Annotated in this window: 22 protein-coding genes; 20 read left to right on the top strand and 2 right to left on the bottom strand. The window is 41.9% G+C overall.

What is annotated here, in order from left to right:
• Positions 1-332 precede the first annotated feature (332 nt).
• The 5 genes from AC056_RS18995 to AC056_RS18970 all read left to right on the top strand — a co-directional run bounded on the left by AC056_RS18995 (position 333) and on the right by AC056_RS18970 (position 4,188).
• On the top strand, positions 333-515 hold the full coding sequence (locus tag AC056_RS18995; protein ID WP_227555462.1) for a hypothetical protein: 183 nt from the start codon (positions 333-335) through the stop codon (positions 513-515).
• A 730-nt stretch (positions 516-1,245) separates the two neighbouring features.
• Complete coding sequence (locus AC056_RS18985) at positions 1,246-1,671, top strand: hypothetical protein (RefSeq protein ID WP_000960557.1); 426 nt, start codon at positions 1,246-1,248, stop codon at positions 1,669-1,671.
• A gap of 440 nt (positions 1,672-2,111) precedes the next feature.
• A complete protein-coding gene (locus tag AC056_RS18980; protein WP_002125709.1) occupies positions 2,112-2,912 on the top strand; it encodes a hypothetical protein in 801 nt (266 codons plus the stop codon).
• A 393-nt stretch (positions 2,913-3,305) separates the two neighbouring features.
• The gene (locus AC056_RS18975; protein WP_000819254.1) at positions 3,306-3,875 is read left to right on the top strand and encodes a LysM peptidoglycan-binding domain-containing protein; all 570 of its coding nucleotides are present in this window, start codon (positions 3,306-3,308) and stop codon (positions 3,873-3,875) included.
• Positions 3,876-3,909: 34 nt separating this feature from the next.
• Complete coding sequence (locus tag AC056_RS18970) at positions 3,910-4,188, top strand: hypothetical protein (RefSeq protein WP_000146944.1); 279 nt, start codon at positions 3,910-3,912, stop codon at positions 4,186-4,188.
• Positions 4,189-4,251: 63 nt separating this feature from the next.
• Here AC056_RS18970 and AC056_RS18965 read toward each other — a convergent pair whose 3' ends face one another.
• Positions 4,252-4,545, bottom strand: a complete 294-nt coding sequence (locus AC056_RS18965) for a hypothetical protein (protein WP_000741665.1) — start codon at positions 4,543-4,545, stop codon at positions 4,252-4,254.
• A gap of 125 nt (positions 4,546-4,670) precedes the next feature.
• A complete protein-coding gene (locus tag AC056_RS18960) occupies positions 4,671-6,380 on the bottom strand; it encodes a DEAD/DEAH box helicase (protein ID WP_000521251.1) in 1,710 nt (569 codons plus the stop codon).
• 78 nt (positions 6,381-6,458) lie between these two features.
• On the opposite strand from AC056_RS18960, the gene AC056_RS18955 reads away from it, so the two are divergent.
• The 15 genes from AC056_RS18955 (at position 6,459) to repM (ending at position 17,842) form a co-directional block, all read left to right on the top strand.
• A complete protein-coding gene (locus AC056_RS18955; protein WP_000110211.1) occupies positions 6,459-7,097 on the top strand; it encodes a ParB/RepB/Spo0J family partition protein in 639 nt (212 codons plus the stop codon).
• Positions 7,098-7,125: 28 nt separating this feature from the next.
• Positions 7,126-7,728, top strand: a complete 603-nt coding sequence (locus AC056_RS18950; protein ID WP_000131110.1) for a hypothetical protein — start codon at positions 7,126-7,128, stop codon at positions 7,726-7,728.
• Complete coding sequence (locus AC056_RS18945; RefSeq protein ID WP_001292430.1) at positions 7,725-8,375, top strand: ParB/Srx family N-terminal domain-containing protein; 651 nt, start codon at positions 7,725-7,727, stop codon at positions 8,373-8,375. Before AC056_RS18950 ends, AC056_RS18945 begins: the two co-directional genes overlap by 4 nt.
• The gene (locus AC056_RS18940; protein ID WP_000312034.1) at positions 8,375-9,031 is read left to right on the top strand and encodes an ATP-binding cassette domain-containing protein; all 657 of its coding nucleotides are present in this window, start codon (positions 8,375-8,377) and stop codon (positions 9,029-9,031) included. The genes AC056_RS18945 and AC056_RS18940 overlap by 1 nt, the downstream gene beginning before the upstream one ends.
• Positions 9,028-9,450 (top strand): thioredoxin family protein, encoded by a 423-nt coding sequence (locus AC056_RS18935; RefSeq protein ID WP_000184979.1) that lies wholly within the window; start codon positions 9,028-9,030, stop codon positions 9,448-9,450. Before AC056_RS18940 ends, AC056_RS18935 begins: the two co-directional genes overlap by 4 nt.
• 38 nt (positions 9,451-9,488) lie before the next feature.
• Complete coding sequence (locus tag AC056_RS18930) at positions 9,489-10,442, top strand: hypothetical protein (protein ID WP_002125699.1); 954 nt, start codon at positions 9,489-9,491, stop codon at positions 10,440-10,442.
• Positions 10,433-10,756: a hypothetical protein gene (locus AC056_RS18925; protein WP_001175928.1), complete on the top strand. Its 324-nt coding sequence runs from the start codon at positions 10,433-10,435 to the stop codon at positions 10,754-10,756. The genes AC056_RS18930 and AC056_RS18925 overlap by 10 nt, the downstream gene beginning before the upstream one ends.
• Complete coding sequence (locus tag AC056_RS18920; RefSeq protein WP_001228682.1) at positions 10,731-11,219, top strand: hypothetical protein; 489 nt, start codon at positions 10,731-10,733, stop codon at positions 11,217-11,219. Before AC056_RS18925 ends, AC056_RS18920 begins: the two co-directional genes overlap by 26 nt.
• 111 nt (positions 11,220-11,330) lie before the next feature.
• Positions 11,331-11,732 (top strand): hypothetical protein, encoded by a 402-nt coding sequence (locus tag AC056_RS18915; protein WP_000084570.1) that lies wholly within the window; start codon positions 11,331-11,333, stop codon positions 11,730-11,732.
• 152 nt (positions 11,733-11,884) lie between these two features.
• Positions 11,885-12,490, top strand: coding sequence for a hypothetical protein (locus tag AC056_RS18910; RefSeq protein WP_000134192.1), 606 nt, complete (start codon positions 11,885-11,887; stop codon positions 12,488-12,490).
• A 9-nt stretch (positions 12,491-12,499) separates the two neighbouring features.
• Positions 12,500-13,744, top strand: a complete 1,245-nt coding sequence (locus AC056_RS18905) for a phage terminase large subunit (protein WP_002125703.1) — start codon at positions 12,500-12,502, stop codon at positions 13,742-13,744.
• A gap of 45 nt (positions 13,745-13,789) precedes the next feature.
• Positions 13,790-14,587, top strand: coding sequence for a hypothetical protein (locus AC056_RS18900; protein ID WP_002125706.1), 798 nt, complete (start codon positions 13,790-13,792; stop codon positions 14,585-14,587).
• 92 nt (positions 14,588-14,679) lie between these two features.
• Positions 14,680-15,072: a hypothetical protein gene (locus AC056_RS18895; protein ID WP_000138815.1), complete on the top strand. Its 393-nt coding sequence runs from the start codon at positions 14,680-14,682 to the stop codon at positions 15,070-15,072.
• The gene (locus AC056_RS18890) at positions 15,072-15,710 is read left to right on the top strand and encodes a lysozyme (RefSeq protein WP_004832954.1); all 639 of its coding nucleotides are present in this window, start codon (positions 15,072-15,074) and stop codon (positions 15,708-15,710) included. Before AC056_RS18895 ends, AC056_RS18890 begins: the two co-directional genes overlap by 1 nt.
• Positions 15,711-16,720: 1,010 nt before the next feature.
• Entirely contained in the window at positions 16,721-17,842 is a 1,122-nt protein-coding gene (gene repM, locus AC056_RS18885; protein WP_000818856.1) for a replication initiation protein RepM, read from the top strand.
• Positions 17,843-18,181 lie beyond the last annotated feature (339 nt).

Genomic DNA, 18,181 nt, shown 5'->3' with positions numbered 1-18,181 from the left:
CAAAATTTAGAACAGTCCCTTCTTATTTTTATAACCAAGCACACCACGGCGCACATAGGTAAGCCGAACAGCTCCACTTCCAGCTTCACCCATACCACTATTATACCTGCACCTCTCTATCTAGGGTTGAGGCAATGCACCAATCGCCACACATCGCCATATTCCAATATGCATGCCTAGGCACTTATGTAGAAATATAGAAATCTATCTACACAGCTATATAAATGGATTTTTAGTTTTCTAGCTTTGTTTCCTGCTCTATCTCTATACACTGTTATGCATCTAAGTACACATAGAGTTTTACAGTCATGCCTATAAAACAAAACGAGCTAATGAGCGAGATGGTTAATGCAATCACTACACGCCTTAACGACCTCTATATTCAGTATTACAACGACTTTTTAAGAGTTGATGCATTTGCACGTTATCACGGTCTATCTATAGAGGATATGCAAAAGCTGATTGATTTGGGCAGACATGTGAATCACAACAGTCTTTGGAAAGAGGATAAGTAATCATGTTATTTATTCATCCTGAATTACGCGCTAATGATTGAAATTAGCGGTATTGGTGTTCGAAAATTTAAAGTTATTCCATTGCCAGCGTAAAGTTGGCTTTTTGACGCTGTACCACGGCATACCAAGGCATAAAACGGATAAATCAGGCATGCCTAGGGGGTTTACAATCTAGTGAGCGCTTACTATACTTCTGACAAATGGGTTTCGGGTTGAGATTTTCTCCCCGACGCGATTTGCTTGATGGGGGTCGTGGCTTATACCGTGTCAGTGGTTTGCACTGTAAAGAAAAGTTCCTTTTCTTGTGGTGGAAATTGGCTAGGTTAGGTTACGTCTCCCCAAACTCTCTCCAAGATTTATGAGGCAAAATTCTATGGGGGGGTTTGGGGGGGCGTTCCTTAACGTTAGTGGTTTCCGCTGTAAGAAAAGGGCATACCAAAATATAGAATATGGAATTTGAAAAATTAAAAACATTTCCTTAGAATTCCAAATCTATCGAATTAACATAACTTACAACAACTCTGCGTCTGAAAACCTCCTTTGCCCGACTATCCTCTAGGTCGGGCTTTTTTTATGCTGGGTATAAAAATTCGCGGGCGCGCATATTGAAAATTAAATTTCCCCTCCTAAATACATGAATTAGTGAAATGTAAACTTACATTAACTAAATTTTGTTACACCTATTTCTTCTTGCTAATATTTTCTTCAACTAAATAAACAAGGAGTAATTATGCTGGTTAAGCGGAAAATGCTTAAAATTCGTCGCCTTGCAAGTAAAGGTAAATTAGCTCAATGGGGCTTTATATCAGCGAACCAAGCGCAAAAGATTGGGCTAGACAACGGTTTTGTCGTGATTCTTTCATTATTGCAGGGCAAACAGGTAGAACCGAAATTTACCCGCTATAAACTCAGTGATGATATCGGCAGCGAATATGGGATTGAAACGGATGCCGACCTTTCATCCATAGATCAAAGCATCATTGATGCCATTGGTGTAGCGGTCGGTGATATTTATGATGCTGCGGTAAATTATGATGAGAAAACCGCCTATGAAGATGAGCGGGAAGATTTCGAGCGTACCAATCTCATGTTTATAGATATTGAGACTGGTCATGCCTATGACTCAAATCTTAATGAAGCGGTAGGATGGGCATAGGCTCATCCTAATATTCCAAAACAGCCCACCAAAAAAAATCAAAACTTTGGCCGACATCCTATTTTTATAACCAAGCGCCACGCATCTATATAACCAAAGAGCGCCTAGCAGCTCCTTGGAATGCCACCTTCTTATCTTTAACAACCAAGGCAGACCTAGGACTCTAATCACTACCGGGTGCGCGCCTGAACCTCAAGAAAAACCGCCAGCAAACAACCCAATGCATGCCTAGAGAATGTCTGTATAAAGCATATAGATGAAACGCGCACGCACGCGAATAGCGGAGTTTATTTATTAGTGCAAGTTTTTTATTAATGAAAATTTCGATTGAATTTTTATTCCACTAAAAAACAAACAATCAAATAAAAACTTGCATCAAATTTTTATTTGCACTAATATTTAATCAAGCAATAAAGCTTACTAACAAAAGGTCAAAAATCATGAATGCACAAGTTAAAAACACAGAAACTCTAAACATCTTTGCAGACGTTAATTTTTCAGCTCATGAAGCACGTAATGCAATAGTTATAGATCAAGAGACGATAAAAGCGTATGCAAGACAGCAGAAAGTAACGAGCAAAGCAGTAGCAGTACAGCTTGATATAGCAAACGCGATCATAAACCGTATGAATAACAAGCTTGAGACAGAACAAAAAATATCAAGCACGTTATTCAGTGACTTAAGAGAAGCATGCTCACGCTCTATGCTTACAAAAATAGACACGCTTCAAAAAGCTAAGTTTGATTTATCAGATCTAGCAACAATCATCGCTCACACTGATAAATCACACATTGACTTTGTACAAGTGAAAGTCATTAGAAAAATCTTTCAAGCGATTACAGCTATCGCTGAAAACGACAGACGCAAGCTAGACGGTTACACAATGTCAATCTTGCTAAACTTATTACAGTACGGTTCACTTACGGTTAATGAATGTCGTTTATGCTGCACTACTGAAATACGCGCACAGTCGCATGAAAAGAAAGTAAGACAGTATTATTTATCTGCGCACAGTACAGCATCATCACAAGCGTCTAGCTCACGTATGACACTGAGAGCGCTTAATATCTGTAACGTTGTGAAGTCTGTAAAAGACAGTGAAATAACGTTCAATGAAAATTCTCAGTTTATTGAAGCAGTATTGTCATTCTTGCAAATGAAAGAGAATACACAACAAGAATTAGAGCGCGTACAGCATGACATTAAGAAAGAGTTAAGCGAAAAACAAGCAAGCGCATAATTTAGTAATCAGTGATATTAGTAAGCACTTACTAATATCACTCTAATAGAGAGTAAGAACATGATTAGCAACGAACATAAACTATTAATCGCTGTGTTAATTATGAGACAAGATAACAAGCGTAATAAGTGAACATGCAAAGATAAAGAAATATAGTAAGTGATTACTATATTTCTTTATATATTAATATCGAAGTCCTAGAAAAAATGCGAATGTGTCGGGTGCATAGCCTGTGTCAATCGCGACCATTTTCCAAACACCCTTTCACCACCAGGCCTATATAACAAATACTTTACCCTTGCGCCGCTTAAATCCATACACTTATCCTTGTCCCAGTACGCCATGTCCATTATTCTTTTCAGGACGACTTTCTAATAATATTTAAGGATCAATATGAAAAGATTTTTTTTGGCTACTTTGATTTTAGTTTGTTCAAATGCAATGGCAGAAGGGGAGGGCCTGTTCGCCGAGTACACCGTGAAACCGAGCGAATCATTAAATGATATAGCCAAGCGTAACGGGACCACGTGGGCAAAGCTGGCAGAAGACAATGATCTCCCTGATCCACCAACTGTTTATGTTGGGCAAAAGCTGGCAATCATGAAAAAGATGAATAAGGACGAATATCTGGCTGCGATTGCAAAGACCCGACCAACGTGCTCAAGCAAAGAAGAATGTGACAAGAAAATGGAAGCTGCTCATTTGTGGGTGAGTAAATACGCTGATTACAAGATCAGAAGTTCAAATAACGTATTAATCGAAACATACGCTCCGCGCGAGTTCACTGGCGAGATCATCGTAAAGGTTTCTAAGGAGCCTTATGGGAAGGGAACCTATGCGATCGTGGCCAACATGTCATGCAATAATCCGAATATGACCAAGCCTTATGACCCGATGGCCAGTTGCAAGAGAAACGTTTATAAGGAAATTATTAAGTTCAACGATTTCGTTAGTTCTTATTAGCTTTAAGCTATTTGACCAAGTAAAGAGGGAAAAGATGGCTTCAAAGGATGATTTAAATTATGTTGCTTACCACATTATCGAAATTCTGGAAGAACAGGGTTTAGATAATTCTTATATTAACGAAAAAATAGATCGTCTTTACGAATTCGGCGAAAATAAAGCCGCTACATTGCTTTGGGCTTCAAACCAGCTCGATAGTAGAAATTTTAGATTACTTTTGGGCAAACTTAATTTAACTCCCGATCAAGTAAAGATATTTTGTCGCGTATTGAACAAGCTGAAAAAATATTTGGGCTACAATTTATTGAGCTAAGCTTTTTAATTACCTATGATATTCCGAATAAATTAATGCCCCATATATCACTTGAGGCATTTCTTACTGCACTTGGCCAGATTTAATTAACTCTAGCGCTTTTTTCTTCAATTCCTTCCTACGCTCTTTTTCAGCAATCTTTTCTTCGCGAATGGCTTCAATATGCACACCGAAAAGCTGATCAGACAGATTGCCACTTTCAAGCAAACGTGCAAAAGCGTCAACAATCTCGCCTTGAGTGAGTTTATGCTGTTTTGCCATATTTTCTAAGGTCTGGATTGTCTCTGGACGCAAAGTGATGGATGTTCGAACTAAACCTTTTTCTTTATAAAATTTGGAAGAGTTAGTAGCTGCCATTATTTGCTCCAATTAAAATTTGATGAAAATTAAAACTTGCATATTATAGTTATTATTGCATTGATCACGCTGAAATACCACAAAATAAAACGGGCTTGCCCAAAACATTGAACAAGCCCAGAACACTATGCAGCTTTTTTGAAACCGAGCTTTTCAAACTCGAAATTCGCAACGATATTCTCGCCAAAGCCGGGTGTTTCTCTGATGATCTGTAAACGCTGTCTAGCGTGAGATTTGAGCGTTGAATTGTGCTGGTCTGTGAAATCAACAATAAACGCAACGTTTGGACCGAATTTCTTAGCACGTAACCCGCGCCCAATACGCTGGCGTAAGGCAACTTCCGCTTTCCCACCACCGGCAAGAATAATCAACCCGACAGCAGGGACATCCACACCCACATCAAGAATTGTTGTTCCAATCAGTACATCAATATCCTTATTGGCAAGTTCGGTGAGCGCAGATTTACGTTCTCCCTGATCATCTTCACCGCGAATATATCTCGCTCTGATACCTATATCGTCAAACAGCTTCAATAGGGTGTCGCCATGCGAGGTATGCTGGACGAGAACCATCGCCGTCATGCCATATTCACGGGCTTTGAGAATTTCCATACAGATGGCATTGTTCCGCTCTTCGTTTTGCACGATTCCCAAGCGATAGGCAGCTTGCCAAGGGGTAATAGAGTGTAATTTGGCTGGCTTTTTCTTCAATTCGACGATTTTGAAGTAAGGCTTAGCAAGGATTCCGCGATCAATCAGCATTTTTTCCGTAACCTTGATGGCAATCGGTCCGGAACAAGCCATCAAACGCATATTTGACTCTTGGCTTTCACGCATGAACGGCGTTCCGGTCAATGCCAAGCGGTAATAGGCGTTTTTACAGTGGCGCATGATCTCGTAATACGAATTTCCACCTGCCTCATGTGCTTCTTCGAGAATTACGAACTCAAAAAGCTCCAAAAGCTTGATGGTTTGCTGTCTAACGAGTGATTTTTCCTTGAATTTTGCTTCTGCCTTGGCTTGCATCGCAGGTGCCTTGTCCTGAAGCTCCTTTTCATGTTGCAGTGCAAGGTTATGAAGCACTTTTTTGATTTCGGACTCGACTTTACCGACCTTAATTAGCTGTTTTTTAGTGTCCGAAATCTCTTTTTCGTGTTTTTTGACTACGTTGTCATAAAGGATCTGAAATTCCTTCTCTAAAGTCGTCTCTTCCAGCTTGGCGGCGAGGGTTTGAACCATTCCGACCGTCATTTTCTTGATGGAGAGCTGACCTTTTTCATTCACCTGTCCAAAACTGCCATCACCAATGACCGAACATGCAACGCCATTTGCTTCGAATGCATCTTTCATCTGATACATCAGAATCGAACGGGTTGTTAAAAACAAGGTAGGGCGGTTAATTCGGGCCTGACACAACATGGCAATGCGTGATTTACCGCCACCAGTAGCGACTTGAGCGATAATCTGGCCATGACGTACAAGACGATCCATAACTTCCGGCTGGTAATCGTAACGAGGGTCATATCCGTAACTATCTACCACTGGTCGGGCAGGTCCAAGTGGAGCGGGGAGGGGTTTTCGTGCGAGTTTTACTTCAAAACCTGCCTTCTTGAGTCGATCCGTAACATGGACTACAAATCCTGCTGGAAAAGAGCACTTGGCAAAGTCAAAAAATGACGATCTGCCATCCCAACGGTGCTGTCTAAACGCTAGAGTTTCTTCGGCGCCATCCACCAAATAACTAAGCGCCGACTGTACTTCAAGTTTCGCCTCAACAGGAGGCTTGTGTAGGATGGCATTTACGGCGTCATAAGCGATTGTTACAACTTTTCCCATTTCAATACCTTTTGCATTTGCTTAATATTTGGCTTAAATTATAAGTAAGCACTTACTAATATTTCAAAGTAGTTTCCTATGTCAGTTGAATATTTAGAAATCGACCCAGGAGAGCTTTGGCCTAATCCTTGGAATTCAAACGTCGTATCACCTGAAAACGAGCGAAAAATCGAAGAAGGTATTAAACGTCACGGTATGTTTAAGCCAATTATCGTTCGTACCCTTCTTGATGGCCGCTTACAGATCATTGGCGGTCAGCACCGAGCAATGATTGCTAAACGTCTTGGTCTACTCACTGTGCCGGTAATGAACCTTGGGCGCATTGACGAAGCCAGAGCAAAAGAGATCGGTCTAATCGACAACGGTCGTTATGGCGAAGATGACATCGTTAAGCTCAACGAAATTCTTCATGATCTTGGCGGTATCGATGAATTGATCGATGTAATGCCTTGGTCAAGTGAAGAAATCGACATCTTCTCTAGCACTAATATAGCGCTGGACGCTCTAAGCGATCTCGATTCGCCATCAGAGGAAGTTGAATTACCCAAGACAACCAAAGTTCAAACTCACCAAATCATGCGTTTCAAGGTTCCGATCGAGGACGTAGACGCAATTACCAAACTCATCGAGAAGACCATTAAGGCACAGGGCTTTACCGAATCCGACAGCTTGACGAATGCAGGGGATGCCTTGGTTTATCTCTTGGGAAGCAAGTAATGAAACCATATGAAGGATGGGATGGCTAATGACCGATTTATCTCAAAAAGGGCAGGTTCGAATGTACCGACGGGGTGGCCAATACCCTGTAGACCTTGAAGCAATCCAGTTTAATGGAAACAACGGCTCCGAAATTGAACTCTGGCTTGGGGTTCACTGCTCAACCCAAATGAAAACAGTAGCCAGAGTAGGGGGAAATACCGATGAAGACTTTTCCCTTGTCATTCCCGGCATTGGTACAGCCGAGGCAGGTGATTACATCGCTAAAAACCTAGATGGAACGGTGGTCATCCTCAAGCCAGACTATTTCGAGAGCGAGTTTCAGGAAGTTATCACTTTCAACACGCCTGAACAGGAACATGAAGGGGCGGTTCCCGAAGTAGATGACGGCGCCTTGAAGTTTTTGAAGAAGTTCTGCAATGGATACCGCATCGTTTCAACATGCGACCTAACAGAATTGCAGATTGCAGAAGCCAACGTAGAAGGTCGTCTCTATATCGAACCTGAAGGTGGCTTCGGATGGGTAGCGCTCCCTTGGGAATTAACTACCGTCAGGGATCGGCAACGCGAAAAGTTCTACCAGATCAACAAGCAGTTGATTGAGCAAACCGATACGCGGGTGGCCGAATGAGCGAACTAAAAATCCAAATGTGGATTGTTGACGATGTAAAGCCTTACGAACTCAACGCCAAAATCCACAGTGAAGAACAAGTCGCCAAGATTGCCGAGTCGATTGCCCGCTTCGGTTGGGATCAACCCATTGTGGTAGATAAAAATGGCGTAATCATCAAGGGGCATGGTCGCCGTCTTGCAGCCATCAAGTTAGGTTTAATCGAAGTACCTGTTCTGGTCCGCGATGACTTGAATGAAGAACAGGTGAAAGCTGCACGCTTGGCCGATAACCGAGTTGCCATTGGTGACATTGATGCCGACCTGCTCAAGCTGGAGCTGCAATCCATCAACATCGAGTTCCTTGAGGACATCTTCGACAGCAAGGAGCTGGAGTTCATGCAAGCCGACCTCTCCGAAATGAACGTCGATGTGATTGTTGATGATCTGGACAGCGCGGTAGCCGAGCAACAGCGCCATACGGCAAATGCAGTATCGGAATCGAACGAAAAACCTATCCGAATCGACAAGGTTTTAGGGTTCAGCGAAGTATCGGGCAAAGAATCACGTTCCATTCACTACTTTATGGCCATTGCAGAAGATGCAACTGGACTAGAAGGGAAGGACGCTTTCGTAACGTATATCAGCAAATTGGTGGAGAGCGCTTAATGGCTGTTTATAACATCGATGTCCGATACAAAACGTCAGTTGAGCGTACCGAACGTGTACTGGAAATTGCCGAGTCGTTCGGGTTGGGCTTAGATGCGAAGGAATTTGTGGTTTTCGATAACACGCCAATTGAAATCGAGCAGGGAGACATCGTTTACATCACTGGTCAGTCTGGTGGCGGTAAATCGACCCTGCTACGGAAGCTGGCGGAACAAATGGAACAAAGCGGCTTAAAAGTCGCTGACCTGAATGCCATTGAGCATGATGACCGTCCAATCGTCGACCAGATTGGCGAAACACTAAAAGACGCTCTGGATGTACTCACCATTGCCGGCATCACTGATGCCTATATCTGGCTAAACAAGTTTGATGCCCTCTCGGACGGCCAACGTTATCGCTTCAAACTGGCAAAACTGATTGAGAGCAAGGCGGACGTCTGGATTGCAGATGAATTTCTTGCCGTTCTTGATCGAACTGTTGCCAAAGTTGTTGCGTACAACATTCAGAAAATTGCCCGAAAACTCGGAACAACCGTACTGGTTGCCACAACGCATGACGACATGGTTGAAGACCTCAACCCAAGCCTCTTCATTGATAAGCGATACCGCGAAAAAGTGGTAATCACCAAAGCACCTGAAGGATTTAAACAAGTATGACTAATCGATCAAAAAAAGTTGTAACTAAAGACACTGTAGATGCTCATGAATTCGCGTCAGAAGCATCCGAAACTGTTGCAGAGCAAATCGTTCAAGCAGAAGTTGTGGAGCGTTCTGAGAGCGAACCAGCGCAAACCAAGCGCACATTAACCCTATATTCTTCAACCGTCTGCTCACCTTGCAAGACCATCAAGCCGATTCTGGAAAAACAAATGCTAGGTCGCGCAACCGAATACCATGTGCTGACCATTGATCCAAACAATATCGAACCTGAAATCAAACAGCAGTTTGAAGAAGCGGGCGTAACGCAAGTGCCTACCCTGATCTGCAAGGAAGATGGCAAAGAGGTAGGTCGTTTATCGGGATACAGTGGTGTTCGACCGCTACTCGATGTCTTGAAAGCTTGGGAAGTGATTTAACAAAGGGCGTTTAACGCCCTTACTTGATTGAGAAAGGTATGGAAAAGGTTTTACTCGATACACCAGATATTCTCGTTACTCGTAAATCACCTAAGCAAAACCACAACCTGTCATTGCTCAAGGACATCATTGTGGAGCCGGGTGACAAGAGTGACTGGGACCTTCTGCACGAATTGCACTACAAGGCAGAAACGCTGCCGATCGGTTCAAGGTTCTGGAAAGTAACCCTGCATGGCAAGACCATTGGTGTCGGGATTCTGGCTGTTCCCAAAATGTTGCTTTCGGGTCGTAATGACTTGTTCAAATATCTACGTCCAAACGTCAACGGCAAGGATACCCGCCTGATCAATAAAAGTCGGGCTGAATGGCTAAACGAAAATGTCTGCACCAATAGCCGACTTGTACTGGACACCATCTACCGTGGTTGCGGGATTGCGTATCGTGCCCAAAATTTAATGATGCGCATGGTGGATAGAAAACATACCGAGTTCCAAAGCTCGATGTCGAAATTCAATCCATTCGCGGAAAGGGCAGGCATCAAGTTCACCCCGCCTAAGCAGGCGACCAATTATCAACGCGGTGTGGACTTCTTTGTGAAATGGTTTGAAACCAAGCATCCGACAGATGTTGTGGGGATTCTGGAGGAGCTGAGCTCCAAACCCGAACCTATCAAAAAGAAGATCATCGCTGAAATGCGGAAGTTCTATTACCAATACAGCTCTTTGGAAAAATCCGGCAATAACCGGCTGAATGGTTTTAGCCGTGTAGAGAGCATGCCTGTCGAAAAGCTGCTAAAGAACATTCAACAACTGGTTTTTGCGTCTCCGTTATATGGGGTCTATACCAATCCTGACTTGATCTACAAAGCCAAACATCCTGAGCACGAGATTCCCAAACGGGTATCAATTTTGGCATTTGACTGTCAGAAACCAGACGACCCCCTAAATGTTGAACTCATTAAATCAAGAGGGCTTTTATTCGAATGCAATTAGGTCTAACCCCAAAACAGATCGAATTACTGACAAAGATTCGCGATAAAAATCCAGACGGTTCTTTGCTCTCAATCGAACAGCTTCATGACGCCGTGAGTTACACCTGCACCCGACAAGCCATTACATGCAGCCTAAATTTTCTGATTAAAAGAGGCCTGATTGAGAAGAGCGGGCAAAACGTGGTGAGAAACGGGCGTAGATTTACGGTCGTCAGCATCAAGCCATTGGGCGAGGAAATACTAAACGCCTATGTACCTTCGCTACGGCAGGTACTTGTAGAAAATGAGGATGAGGAAATTGAAAAAATCTTCTAAGGTAAAAAGCGTTAAGAAAACCTCGCCAAGTTGGTTCCGCACTCCGTACAATCGCTTATGGTATGTTTTGGTCCAAGACCCAAAACAATTCTTGGCTATGGAAGATGAAAGCCATCATGCGCTTTACGAGATTGCTAAAGAGCATTTTCAGTCCCATTTTAAAGCCATCACTTTCTATGCCGCCAACAATTCGGGCGAGTTGATTGCCGCGATCTATTATCCGAGGATGTTTGACGCTGACGAAAATGAGGTACTAACCGTGCTTTGCCATGAGTGTGTTCACATATGGCAGGAATTCGCGGAAAGCCTACATGAACACGAGCCTTCGCGTGAATTTGAGGCTTATACCATTGATGAGATTTTTGGAAACGTCCTGACTGAATACCGCAAGTTAGTGGAAATCAATAAAGCCCATACCGAGAGTAAAGCCATTAAACATAAAAAACAGCCCGACCTTGTTTAATTCCGACATTTGGGTAATTTGGGTTTTCCGCAACTCTTCGAATAATATATTATTAATAAGTGCTTACTTTATTGTATTATTAATATATTCGGAAAACTGCGGAACTCCCAAATGTCCCAAGTACAGGAAATCTTTCTTATCGGCGAAGATTTTGAGCCAGGCATCGTCGGAAATTCTGAAATTGATATTTTATTGGGCCATGACACGGCGATCTGTGGAGAGTTCGCAATCAGGAAGGAAGATGGCTATACACACTGTCCGGACTATTGCGAGGATAAGAATATAACTTTCAGGGAGTTATACAAATTAAACTTACATCCACTCATCCTTCCAGCCAGCCATGAATCCTCCAAAAGACGCTCTAAAAAAGCTTTAGAGAAAGCCGAACAGCTTCAAGACAAGTTTGTTGCAGTCTTTATTCTTGGCTCTGAATTTTACGTAACCAGACCATTTGAAAGTGAAAATACAGCACTAGCTTGCGTGCTTTGGTATGCGCTTGCTTATTACTCTTAAATAAAATTATTAATAAGCGCTTATTATTTACTTTTGGTTTTATTTTGCTTATCCTAGAGGCCATCGGACATGTTTGAAATGGTGCGTGTCTGACTTTTTAGAGGGCGCATATCATTTAGTAGCTGGTACGCGCCTTTTTTTTAGGTGATTGCATGACTGAAGAAACAGCCAACAAACGCAGATACCCTTCAGCAAGTGCTTGGGCAGAAGCAGAGGCGTTATGGGCTTCTGGTGATGTGACACTAGAGGACTTAGCCAAGAAAGTCGGGGTAAGCGCAACTTCTGTTTCCCTTCACATGAAGAAGCGGAAAATCACGAAAGGGGAGAAGGCCAAGGAACATTCCGAGCGTATCTCCAAACAGGTCGCCGAAGATATTTTGTCAGAAGGGACCGTACATAGCCAAAGAATTAAGGAAACCAAAGAAGAACATTACAAGATGGCGACGGGCCTGGCTCGCCTGACTTGGAATGAAATTGTCACTGCCAAGGCAAAGGGCGGTGCCTATGCGGCGATTCAACAAAATTTAAAAGCACTAGAAATCGCTTCGAATGTTTTGGCAAAGATCCGCCAAGAACGGTACGCCGTTTTAGGTTTGGATAAGCCTGATGCTGTAGATGCTACTCAACTTCCGGAATTGGTAATTGAAGAATTGACGGCCGATCAGGTTCAACAATTGAAAGAGCGTGATTTCAACAATGGTAATTACGACTTTGAAGATGAGGACATGTTAGAGCCATCAAATGATTCAGGGGAATGATGGTTTTAGATGGCAGATAAGGTTCGGCTTTCATTGCATCCAAAGCAAATGGAAGTCTATCTTTCAAATGCTCGATTTCGCGTAGTGGTTGCTGGTCGCCGATGGGGTAAGACCAGCCTTTCGCGTACTCTGATTATCAGTAAAAGTAGAAAGCCAAGACAAAGAATCTGGTACGTAGCGCCAACTTACCGAATGGCAAAACAAATCATGTGGAAGGATTTGATTGAAGCCATTCCTCGGAAGTGGGTAGTTAAGATTAACCATTCAAGTCTATCTATTGAACTTGTTAATGGCACCCTGATTGAACTTAAAGGCGCTGATGACCCAGACTCTTTGCGTGGTGTGGGTATCGATTTCTTGGTATTGGACGAATTCCAAGACATTAGCGAAGAGGCATGGACACAATGTTTGCGTCCTACCCTTGCCTCTACAGGTGGTCATGCCATCTTTATCGGCACACCTAAAGCATATAACCAGTTATATACCGTCTATATGCAGGGACAAGACCCGAAAAAGGTCGAAGCTGGCCAATGGCAGTCATGGCAGTTCCCAACCATTACATCTCCATTTATTCCTGAATCGGAAATTGAAGCGGCTAGAGCCGATATGGATGAGAAATCATTCAAGCAGGAATTTTTGGCTTCCTTCGAAACCATGTCTGGACGTGTTTATTACCCGTTTGATCGTAAGGAACATGTCGGGAAATATCCTTTTGATCCAAAACTGCCAATCTGGATCGGCATGGACTTTAACATCGACCCAATGAGTACCGTCATCATGCAGCCGCAACCAAATGGCGAAGTTTGGGTGGTTGATGAGATTGTCCAGTTCGGCTCTAACACGGAAGAGATTTGTGAAGAGATTGAACGGAAATACTGGCGGTATATGAAACAGATTGTCATTTTCCCCGATCCTGCTGGCGGTCAACGCCAACATGCTCGTGGTGAGTCCGACTTGGACATCATGCGCGAGAAGGGATTTAAGAAAATTCTTTACAGAAGAAAGCACCCTGCAATTGCCGACAGGGTAAATGCAGTTAACCGCATGTTGAGAACTGCGGATGGAACAGTTGCATTAAGGGTTGATGAAAAATGTAAGCATTTGATCAATTCATTTGAACAGACCATCTACAAACCAGGTGGACGTGATGTTGATAAATCAGGTGGTGTAGAACACAGTGCCGATGCCATTGGATATGCAATCGAGCACCAATTCCCACTTCGTAAGATTGAAATTAAAGGCGTTTCAATTTAACCTATATTATTAGTAAGCGCTTACTAATATTTTGAAGGCGATAAGATGACAACCGAACTATCCTCATACGACCGACATGCAATAAGTTCGACCGCTTCCTCAGAAGAAGCGAATGACCCTCTTGTACGTTTAGTATCACGTCGTCATCCACTATATGAAGCCATGTCCAAACACTGGATGTTTATGGATGACACCTATAGCGGTGGCAGAGAATGGTTTAATCATCATATCTTCAAATACATCAAAGAGGGTGATGCCGAATTCAAGGATCGTATCTCACGCGCTTATCGTTTCAACCATACCCGCGAAGTTGTAGATTTAATTAATAAATATTTATTCAAGCAGGAAATCACCCGCAATAAGGTAGATGCTCCTGCCGACGTGGTGAAGTTTTGGAAAAACTGCACCAAGAGCGGCTTAACGATTAATGATTTCGTTCGCCAGATCAGTAAGAAAACCTCAATTTACGGTCGTATTGGGGTAGTTATTGATATGGATGCGGTACCAGAAGATCAAAGACCCTTAAACAAACGGGAAGAAAAGGAAGCTGGGCTATCTGCTTACGCCTACATCATCACTCCGCTTCAAATGCTGGATTATTCGTTTGATGATCACGGCAAATTAAACTGGATGCTGATTCATGAAGTGGTTCGCGACGATGAGGACCCACTAAATTCAACAGGCAAGGCGATTCACCGCTTCCGCTTATGGACGAAAACGGAATGGAAACTGTTCGAAAAGCAGAATGATGATCAGAACGGCAAGATTACGATTAAAGAGATTGATCGAGGTAGGATCTGCTTTAATGCCATAGTAAACATCCTAAAAATTGAACAACGATAATTTTTACACACTCATAAATTATTAGTAAGTGCTTATTTATAAAATATAGTAAAAATGTTATATTTTCTCAACTAATCTAAGGCGAGAAAATCATGACCGAACCAGTATCAACTACTATCGGTGGATTCGCTGCTTGGAAGGCATTTGGCATGACTATCGTAGTCGCAATCTGTGTGATGGCAGTTGCGGCTGTAGTGCTCATGATGCGGATGCCGAGATCTCCGAGAGAGTGGGGAGTTGGCTTGATTACCACAGTAATTTCAAGCTTGGCTGGCGGCTCTTTCATCATCATCAAATTTAACCTTCATGCTTGGGCAACAGACGTATGGGGAATGATCGCGCTTGGCGGTTTCTTCTTCACATGTGGTTTGCCGGGGTGGGCTATTGTCCGTTGGATTTTCAACTATATCGAAAAGAAGGAGGATTCCGACATTTTCGAAGTTGCAACTGATATTAAAAACGACCTGAAGGAGTTTAAAGATTAATGAGTAGCATGGTATCCGCACTTGCATCAGTGCAAATGGCTCAGATTGCGCAAACTTATTCTTGGCTTCGGGCGATGTCAGGAGGCAGATTAACTCAGGAACAAGTAACTGCTGGTGACGAGATTATCGAGAAGGCGGGATTAGAAACTTTCGCCAAACTCATTGGTTACAAACTTGAATCTGGCGTTACAGGGCAATGGGATATTTCCGAAAAAGGATATGAACTTATACGTGGATTTGAAGGTTTCAGGAATACGGCATATCTGGATACTGGTAGCGTCCCGACTATTGGCTTCGGCACAATCAAATATCCAAACGGCCAACCTGTAAAAATGGGTGATACTTGTACTCGTGTTCAAGCAGAAGAATGGCTTAAAAACGATTGTAAGTGGGTTGATGCTTGTCTTGATAAGTATGTGAAGGTCAAGGTAACTCAAAATCAATTTGATGCGCTTGCTTCGTTTGTTTACAACGTAGGTGAAACTGCATTTGTCAAAAGTACAATGTTGGCTGTCCTTAACCAAGGGAACTATATTGCTGCTGCAAATCAGTTTGATCGTTGGATTTTTGACAATGGCAAACGTATTAATGGATTAGTTAACCGCCGTGCTGCTGAAAAGAAATTATTCTTATCATGAAGCATTTCGGTACATTAATGCTGTGCATCCTGTTTTCAGGATGTACAGCTTCAACAATTCAAAACAATATCCATGTCACTGTCTGTTTACAGTGTGCACCTATGATGAGCCGATAGAACAATGATTTCATTTCTTTGGCATCTGGTAGGGGGAATAATGTTTTTAACAACATGCATTATCCTTATGTACTCTTATCTTCAAAACAAATCTTAATTTGAATTTAAAACTAAACCCAATTTTACTTCTTCCTGTGAACTCTTTTTTTTAAAAACGCTCTATGCTTTGAATTACAAGAGTTCTAATAATAACAGTACAAAAATTCCGTTGTGGATAACTTAAAACCTATTTGAATTTAAAATCTTTTCTTTTTTTCTTTTAGAAGCTCTGAAACGATTGCTATCAAATACTTTCAAAGCCTATTAAGGTACAAAAACTCCGTTTGAGCGGTACAAATACTCCGTTTTAACGGTACAAAAAGTTTTAATTACGGTACAAATATTCCTTTTTAACGGTACAAAAATTCTGTCCTGTATTTTCAATAGTTTAAAAGGTACAAAAACTCCGTTAAATCGCCTTTAACGGTACATTTTCTCCGTTAGAAGTCCTATAAAGGTACAAAAACTCCGAATAAGTACCTTTTAAAGCCATTTTTCCATTAACTTAAAGAATACATAAAAGGATTTCGGTACATTTTCTCCGTTTACACCCCTATAAAGGTACATTTTCTCCGCTAAACTAATAGCCAAAATCATCATAACGGTACAAAAACTCCGATAGGGGAGTGATAACGGTACATTTTTTCCGTTCAAAACAGGCGATAACGGTACAAAAATTCCGAAGGAATGCCTATAAAGGTACAAAAACTCCGGTAATGTCATTACATTGTCATGTTTTGGTCAAAATCCTTAAATATAAATCCGCTCAATTCTGACTGATTAACTAGATTTACAAACATTATCTAATCATGTACCTTTTACGAAAACCAATAAAACCTTTCTGAAACGGAATATATGGCAGAACTTATTAGGAATTCAGATGTTTATAAAGCGAATGCATTGATTAATGCAAGCTACGCTTTGGACACTGCTGAGCAAAGAATAATTCTACTCGCCATTTTAGTTTCCAGAAACAAGAATGCAGATCTGACTGCCGAAACGATTATCGAGATTCCGGCTTCCTTATATGCCCAAAAATTTAATACAACAGTGAGCGCGGCATATAAAACACTGAAGGAAGCCGAAGATACCTTATTTGAAAGACGTTTTTCTTACACCACAATGCGAAATGGCAAGATTGAGGTGGTTCGGTCACGTTGGGTATCACGAGTTTCATACGTTAAGGATGATGCATTATTAACGATCACCCTAGCTCCTGATGTGATTCCTCTAGTAACCAAGCTAGAAGGAACCTTTACCAAATATGCCATCGACAATTTACGCGATGTGACCAGTAAATATGGCATCCGTCTGTATGAGTTGGTCGCTAGTTGGAAAAATTCGGATATACGAAAAACTCCTGTTTATGACTTTGAGGACTTCCGTGCCAAGATGGGCCTTCTTCCTCATGAGTATAGAGACAAGAAAAATCCCGAAAGTACGGATATGACCAACTTCAATAAACGTGTATTGAAGCCGGCAATTGATCAGATTAATAGTTTTACTGACCTGTTTATTACTGAAAAGAAAATCAAGACAGGACGTAATATCACGGGCATTTATTTTGAAGTAAGTTTAAAAACCGATAACTTCATTGAAGGCGAAGCGAAAGAAATCCATGACAGCAAGCCTTCTTCCGATTCAGCTAAAAAGACAGGCGCTCCTTTAGAAAACATTAGGCTTCCAAAAGTATCGACCCAAGAGTTTTTGGGTAGTGATCTCAGCGAAGAGGACCTTAACAAAGAGAACCCATTAAAAGAATTTATCGTTGAATCTGGCGTTTATAAGTCTGCTATTGAAAAGCCAGTAGAAGAAAAGGATGAATTTGAATTAAATGGCATAAAACGACTGTATGAGGCACTATTAAAGCTGGATGAGGGCGTAACCAAGGAATACGTCCGCGAATATGCCCAGATTAAAGGCGTAACTCTACAACACGCATTAATTGAACTTTATAACTCTAAAAGACCGGCTTAAACATTCCGGTACTTGGGTCTTTTCCGAAAACTTGGGTTTTTGAAGTGCTAACGAATAATTAAATAATACTTTCTATAATATTTAAGTTTTTATATTAATTATTCGGAAACGATCGGATGTCCCAAGTTGAAAAACAAATACCCAAGTATTTAGATTGGGCGGGTCACTTTTATGGCAATGACCTTGATTTAGAACATTACGAAATTCTCACCATTCAGTACATTCCCAAGAAAGAGCGGAAGCTAGAAACGTAGTTAATGACAACCAAGTGGTTTGACTATAGGCTGATGCATCCCATGCAAGCCACTTATTACTTCTTTCGTAAGCGTCCGCTGAATC

Source organism: Acinetobacter genomosp. 33YU, assembly GCF_001990725.1.
Classification (GTDB): domain Bacteria; phylum Pseudomonadota; class Gammaproteobacteria; order Pseudomonadales; family Moraxellaceae; genus Acinetobacter; species Acinetobacter seifertii.
This window is presented reverse-complemented; position numbering and strand designations above follow the sequence as displayed.

Coding starts and splice junctions, on each gene's coding strand:
- AC056_RS18960 (WP_000521251.1), bottom strand. CDS start 6,380: ATGGGAAAAGTTGTAACAATCGCTTATGACGCCGTAAATGCCATCCTA.
- AC056_RS18895 (WP_000138815.1), top strand. CDS start 14,680: ATGACCGAACCAGTATCAACTACTATCGGTGGATTCGCTGCTTGGAAG.
- AC056_RS18935 (WP_000184979.1), top strand. CDS start 9,028: ATGACTAATCGATCAAAAAAAGTTGTAACTAAAGACACTGTAGATGCT.
- AC056_RS18910 (WP_000134192.1), top strand. CDS start 11,885: ATGACTGAAGAAACAGCCAACAAACGCAGATACCCTTCAGCAAGTGCT.
- AC056_RS18995 (WP_227555462.1), top strand. CDS start 333: ATGAGCGAGATGGTTAATGCAATCACTACACGCCTTAACGACCTCTAT.
- AC056_RS18965 (WP_000741665.1), bottom strand. CDS start 4,545: ATGGCAGCTACTAACTCTTCCAAATTTTATAAAGAAAAAGGTTTAGTT.
- AC056_RS18985 (WP_000960557.1), top strand. CDS start 1,246: ATGCTGGTTAAGCGGAAAATGCTTAAAATTCGTCGCCTTGCAAGTAAA.
- AC056_RS18955 (WP_000110211.1), top strand. CDS start 6,459: ATGTCAGTTGAATATTTAGAAATCGACCCAGGAGAGCTTTGGCCTAAT.
- AC056_RS18945 (WP_001292430.1), top strand. CDS start 7,725: ATGAGCGAACTAAAAATCCAAATGTGGATTGTTGACGATGTAAAGCCT.
- AC056_RS18970 (WP_000146944.1), top strand. CDS start 3,910: ATGGCTTCAAAGGATGATTTAAATTATGTTGCTTACCACATTATCGAA.
- AC056_RS18975 (WP_000819254.1), top strand. CDS start 3,306: ATGAAAAGATTTTTTTTGGCTACTTTGATTTTAGTTTGTTCAAATGCA.
- AC056_RS18890 (WP_004832954.1), top strand. CDS start 15,072: ATGAGTAGCATGGTATCCGCACTTGCATCAGTGCAAATGGCTCAGATT.
- AC056_RS18905 (WP_002125703.1), top strand. CDS start 12,500: ATGGCAGATAAGGTTCGGCTTTCATTGCATCCAAAGCAAATGGAAGTC.
- AC056_RS18980 (WP_002125709.1), top strand. CDS start 2,112: ATGAATGCACAAGTTAAAAACACAGAAACTCTAAACATCTTTGCAGAC.
- AC056_RS18925 (WP_001175928.1), top strand. CDS start 10,433: ATGCAATTAGGTCTAACCCCAAAACAGATCGAATTACTGACAAAGATT.
- AC056_RS18920 (WP_001228682.1), top strand. CDS start 10,731: ATGAGGAAATTGAAAAAATCTTCTAAGGTAAAAAGCGTTAAGAAAACC.
- AC056_RS18915 (WP_000084570.1), top strand. CDS start 11,331: ATGTCCCAAGTACAGGAAATCTTTCTTATCGGCGAAGATTTTGAGCCA.
- AC056_RS18940 (WP_000312034.1), top strand. CDS start 8,375: ATGGCTGTTTATAACATCGATGTCCGATACAAAACGTCAGTTGAGCGT.
- repM (WP_000818856.1), top strand. CDS start 16,721: ATGGCAGAACTTATTAGGAATTCAGATGTTTATAAAGCGAATGCATTG.
- AC056_RS18930 (WP_002125699.1), top strand. CDS start 9,489: ATGGAAAAGGTTTTACTCGATACACCAGATATTCTCGTTACTCGTAAA.
- AC056_RS18950 (WP_000131110.1), top strand. CDS start 7,126: ATGACCGATTTATCTCAAAAAGGGCAGGTTCGAATGTACCGACGGGGT.
- AC056_RS18900 (WP_002125706.1), top strand. CDS start 13,790: ATGACAACCGAACTATCCTCATACGACCGACATGCAATAAGTTCGACC.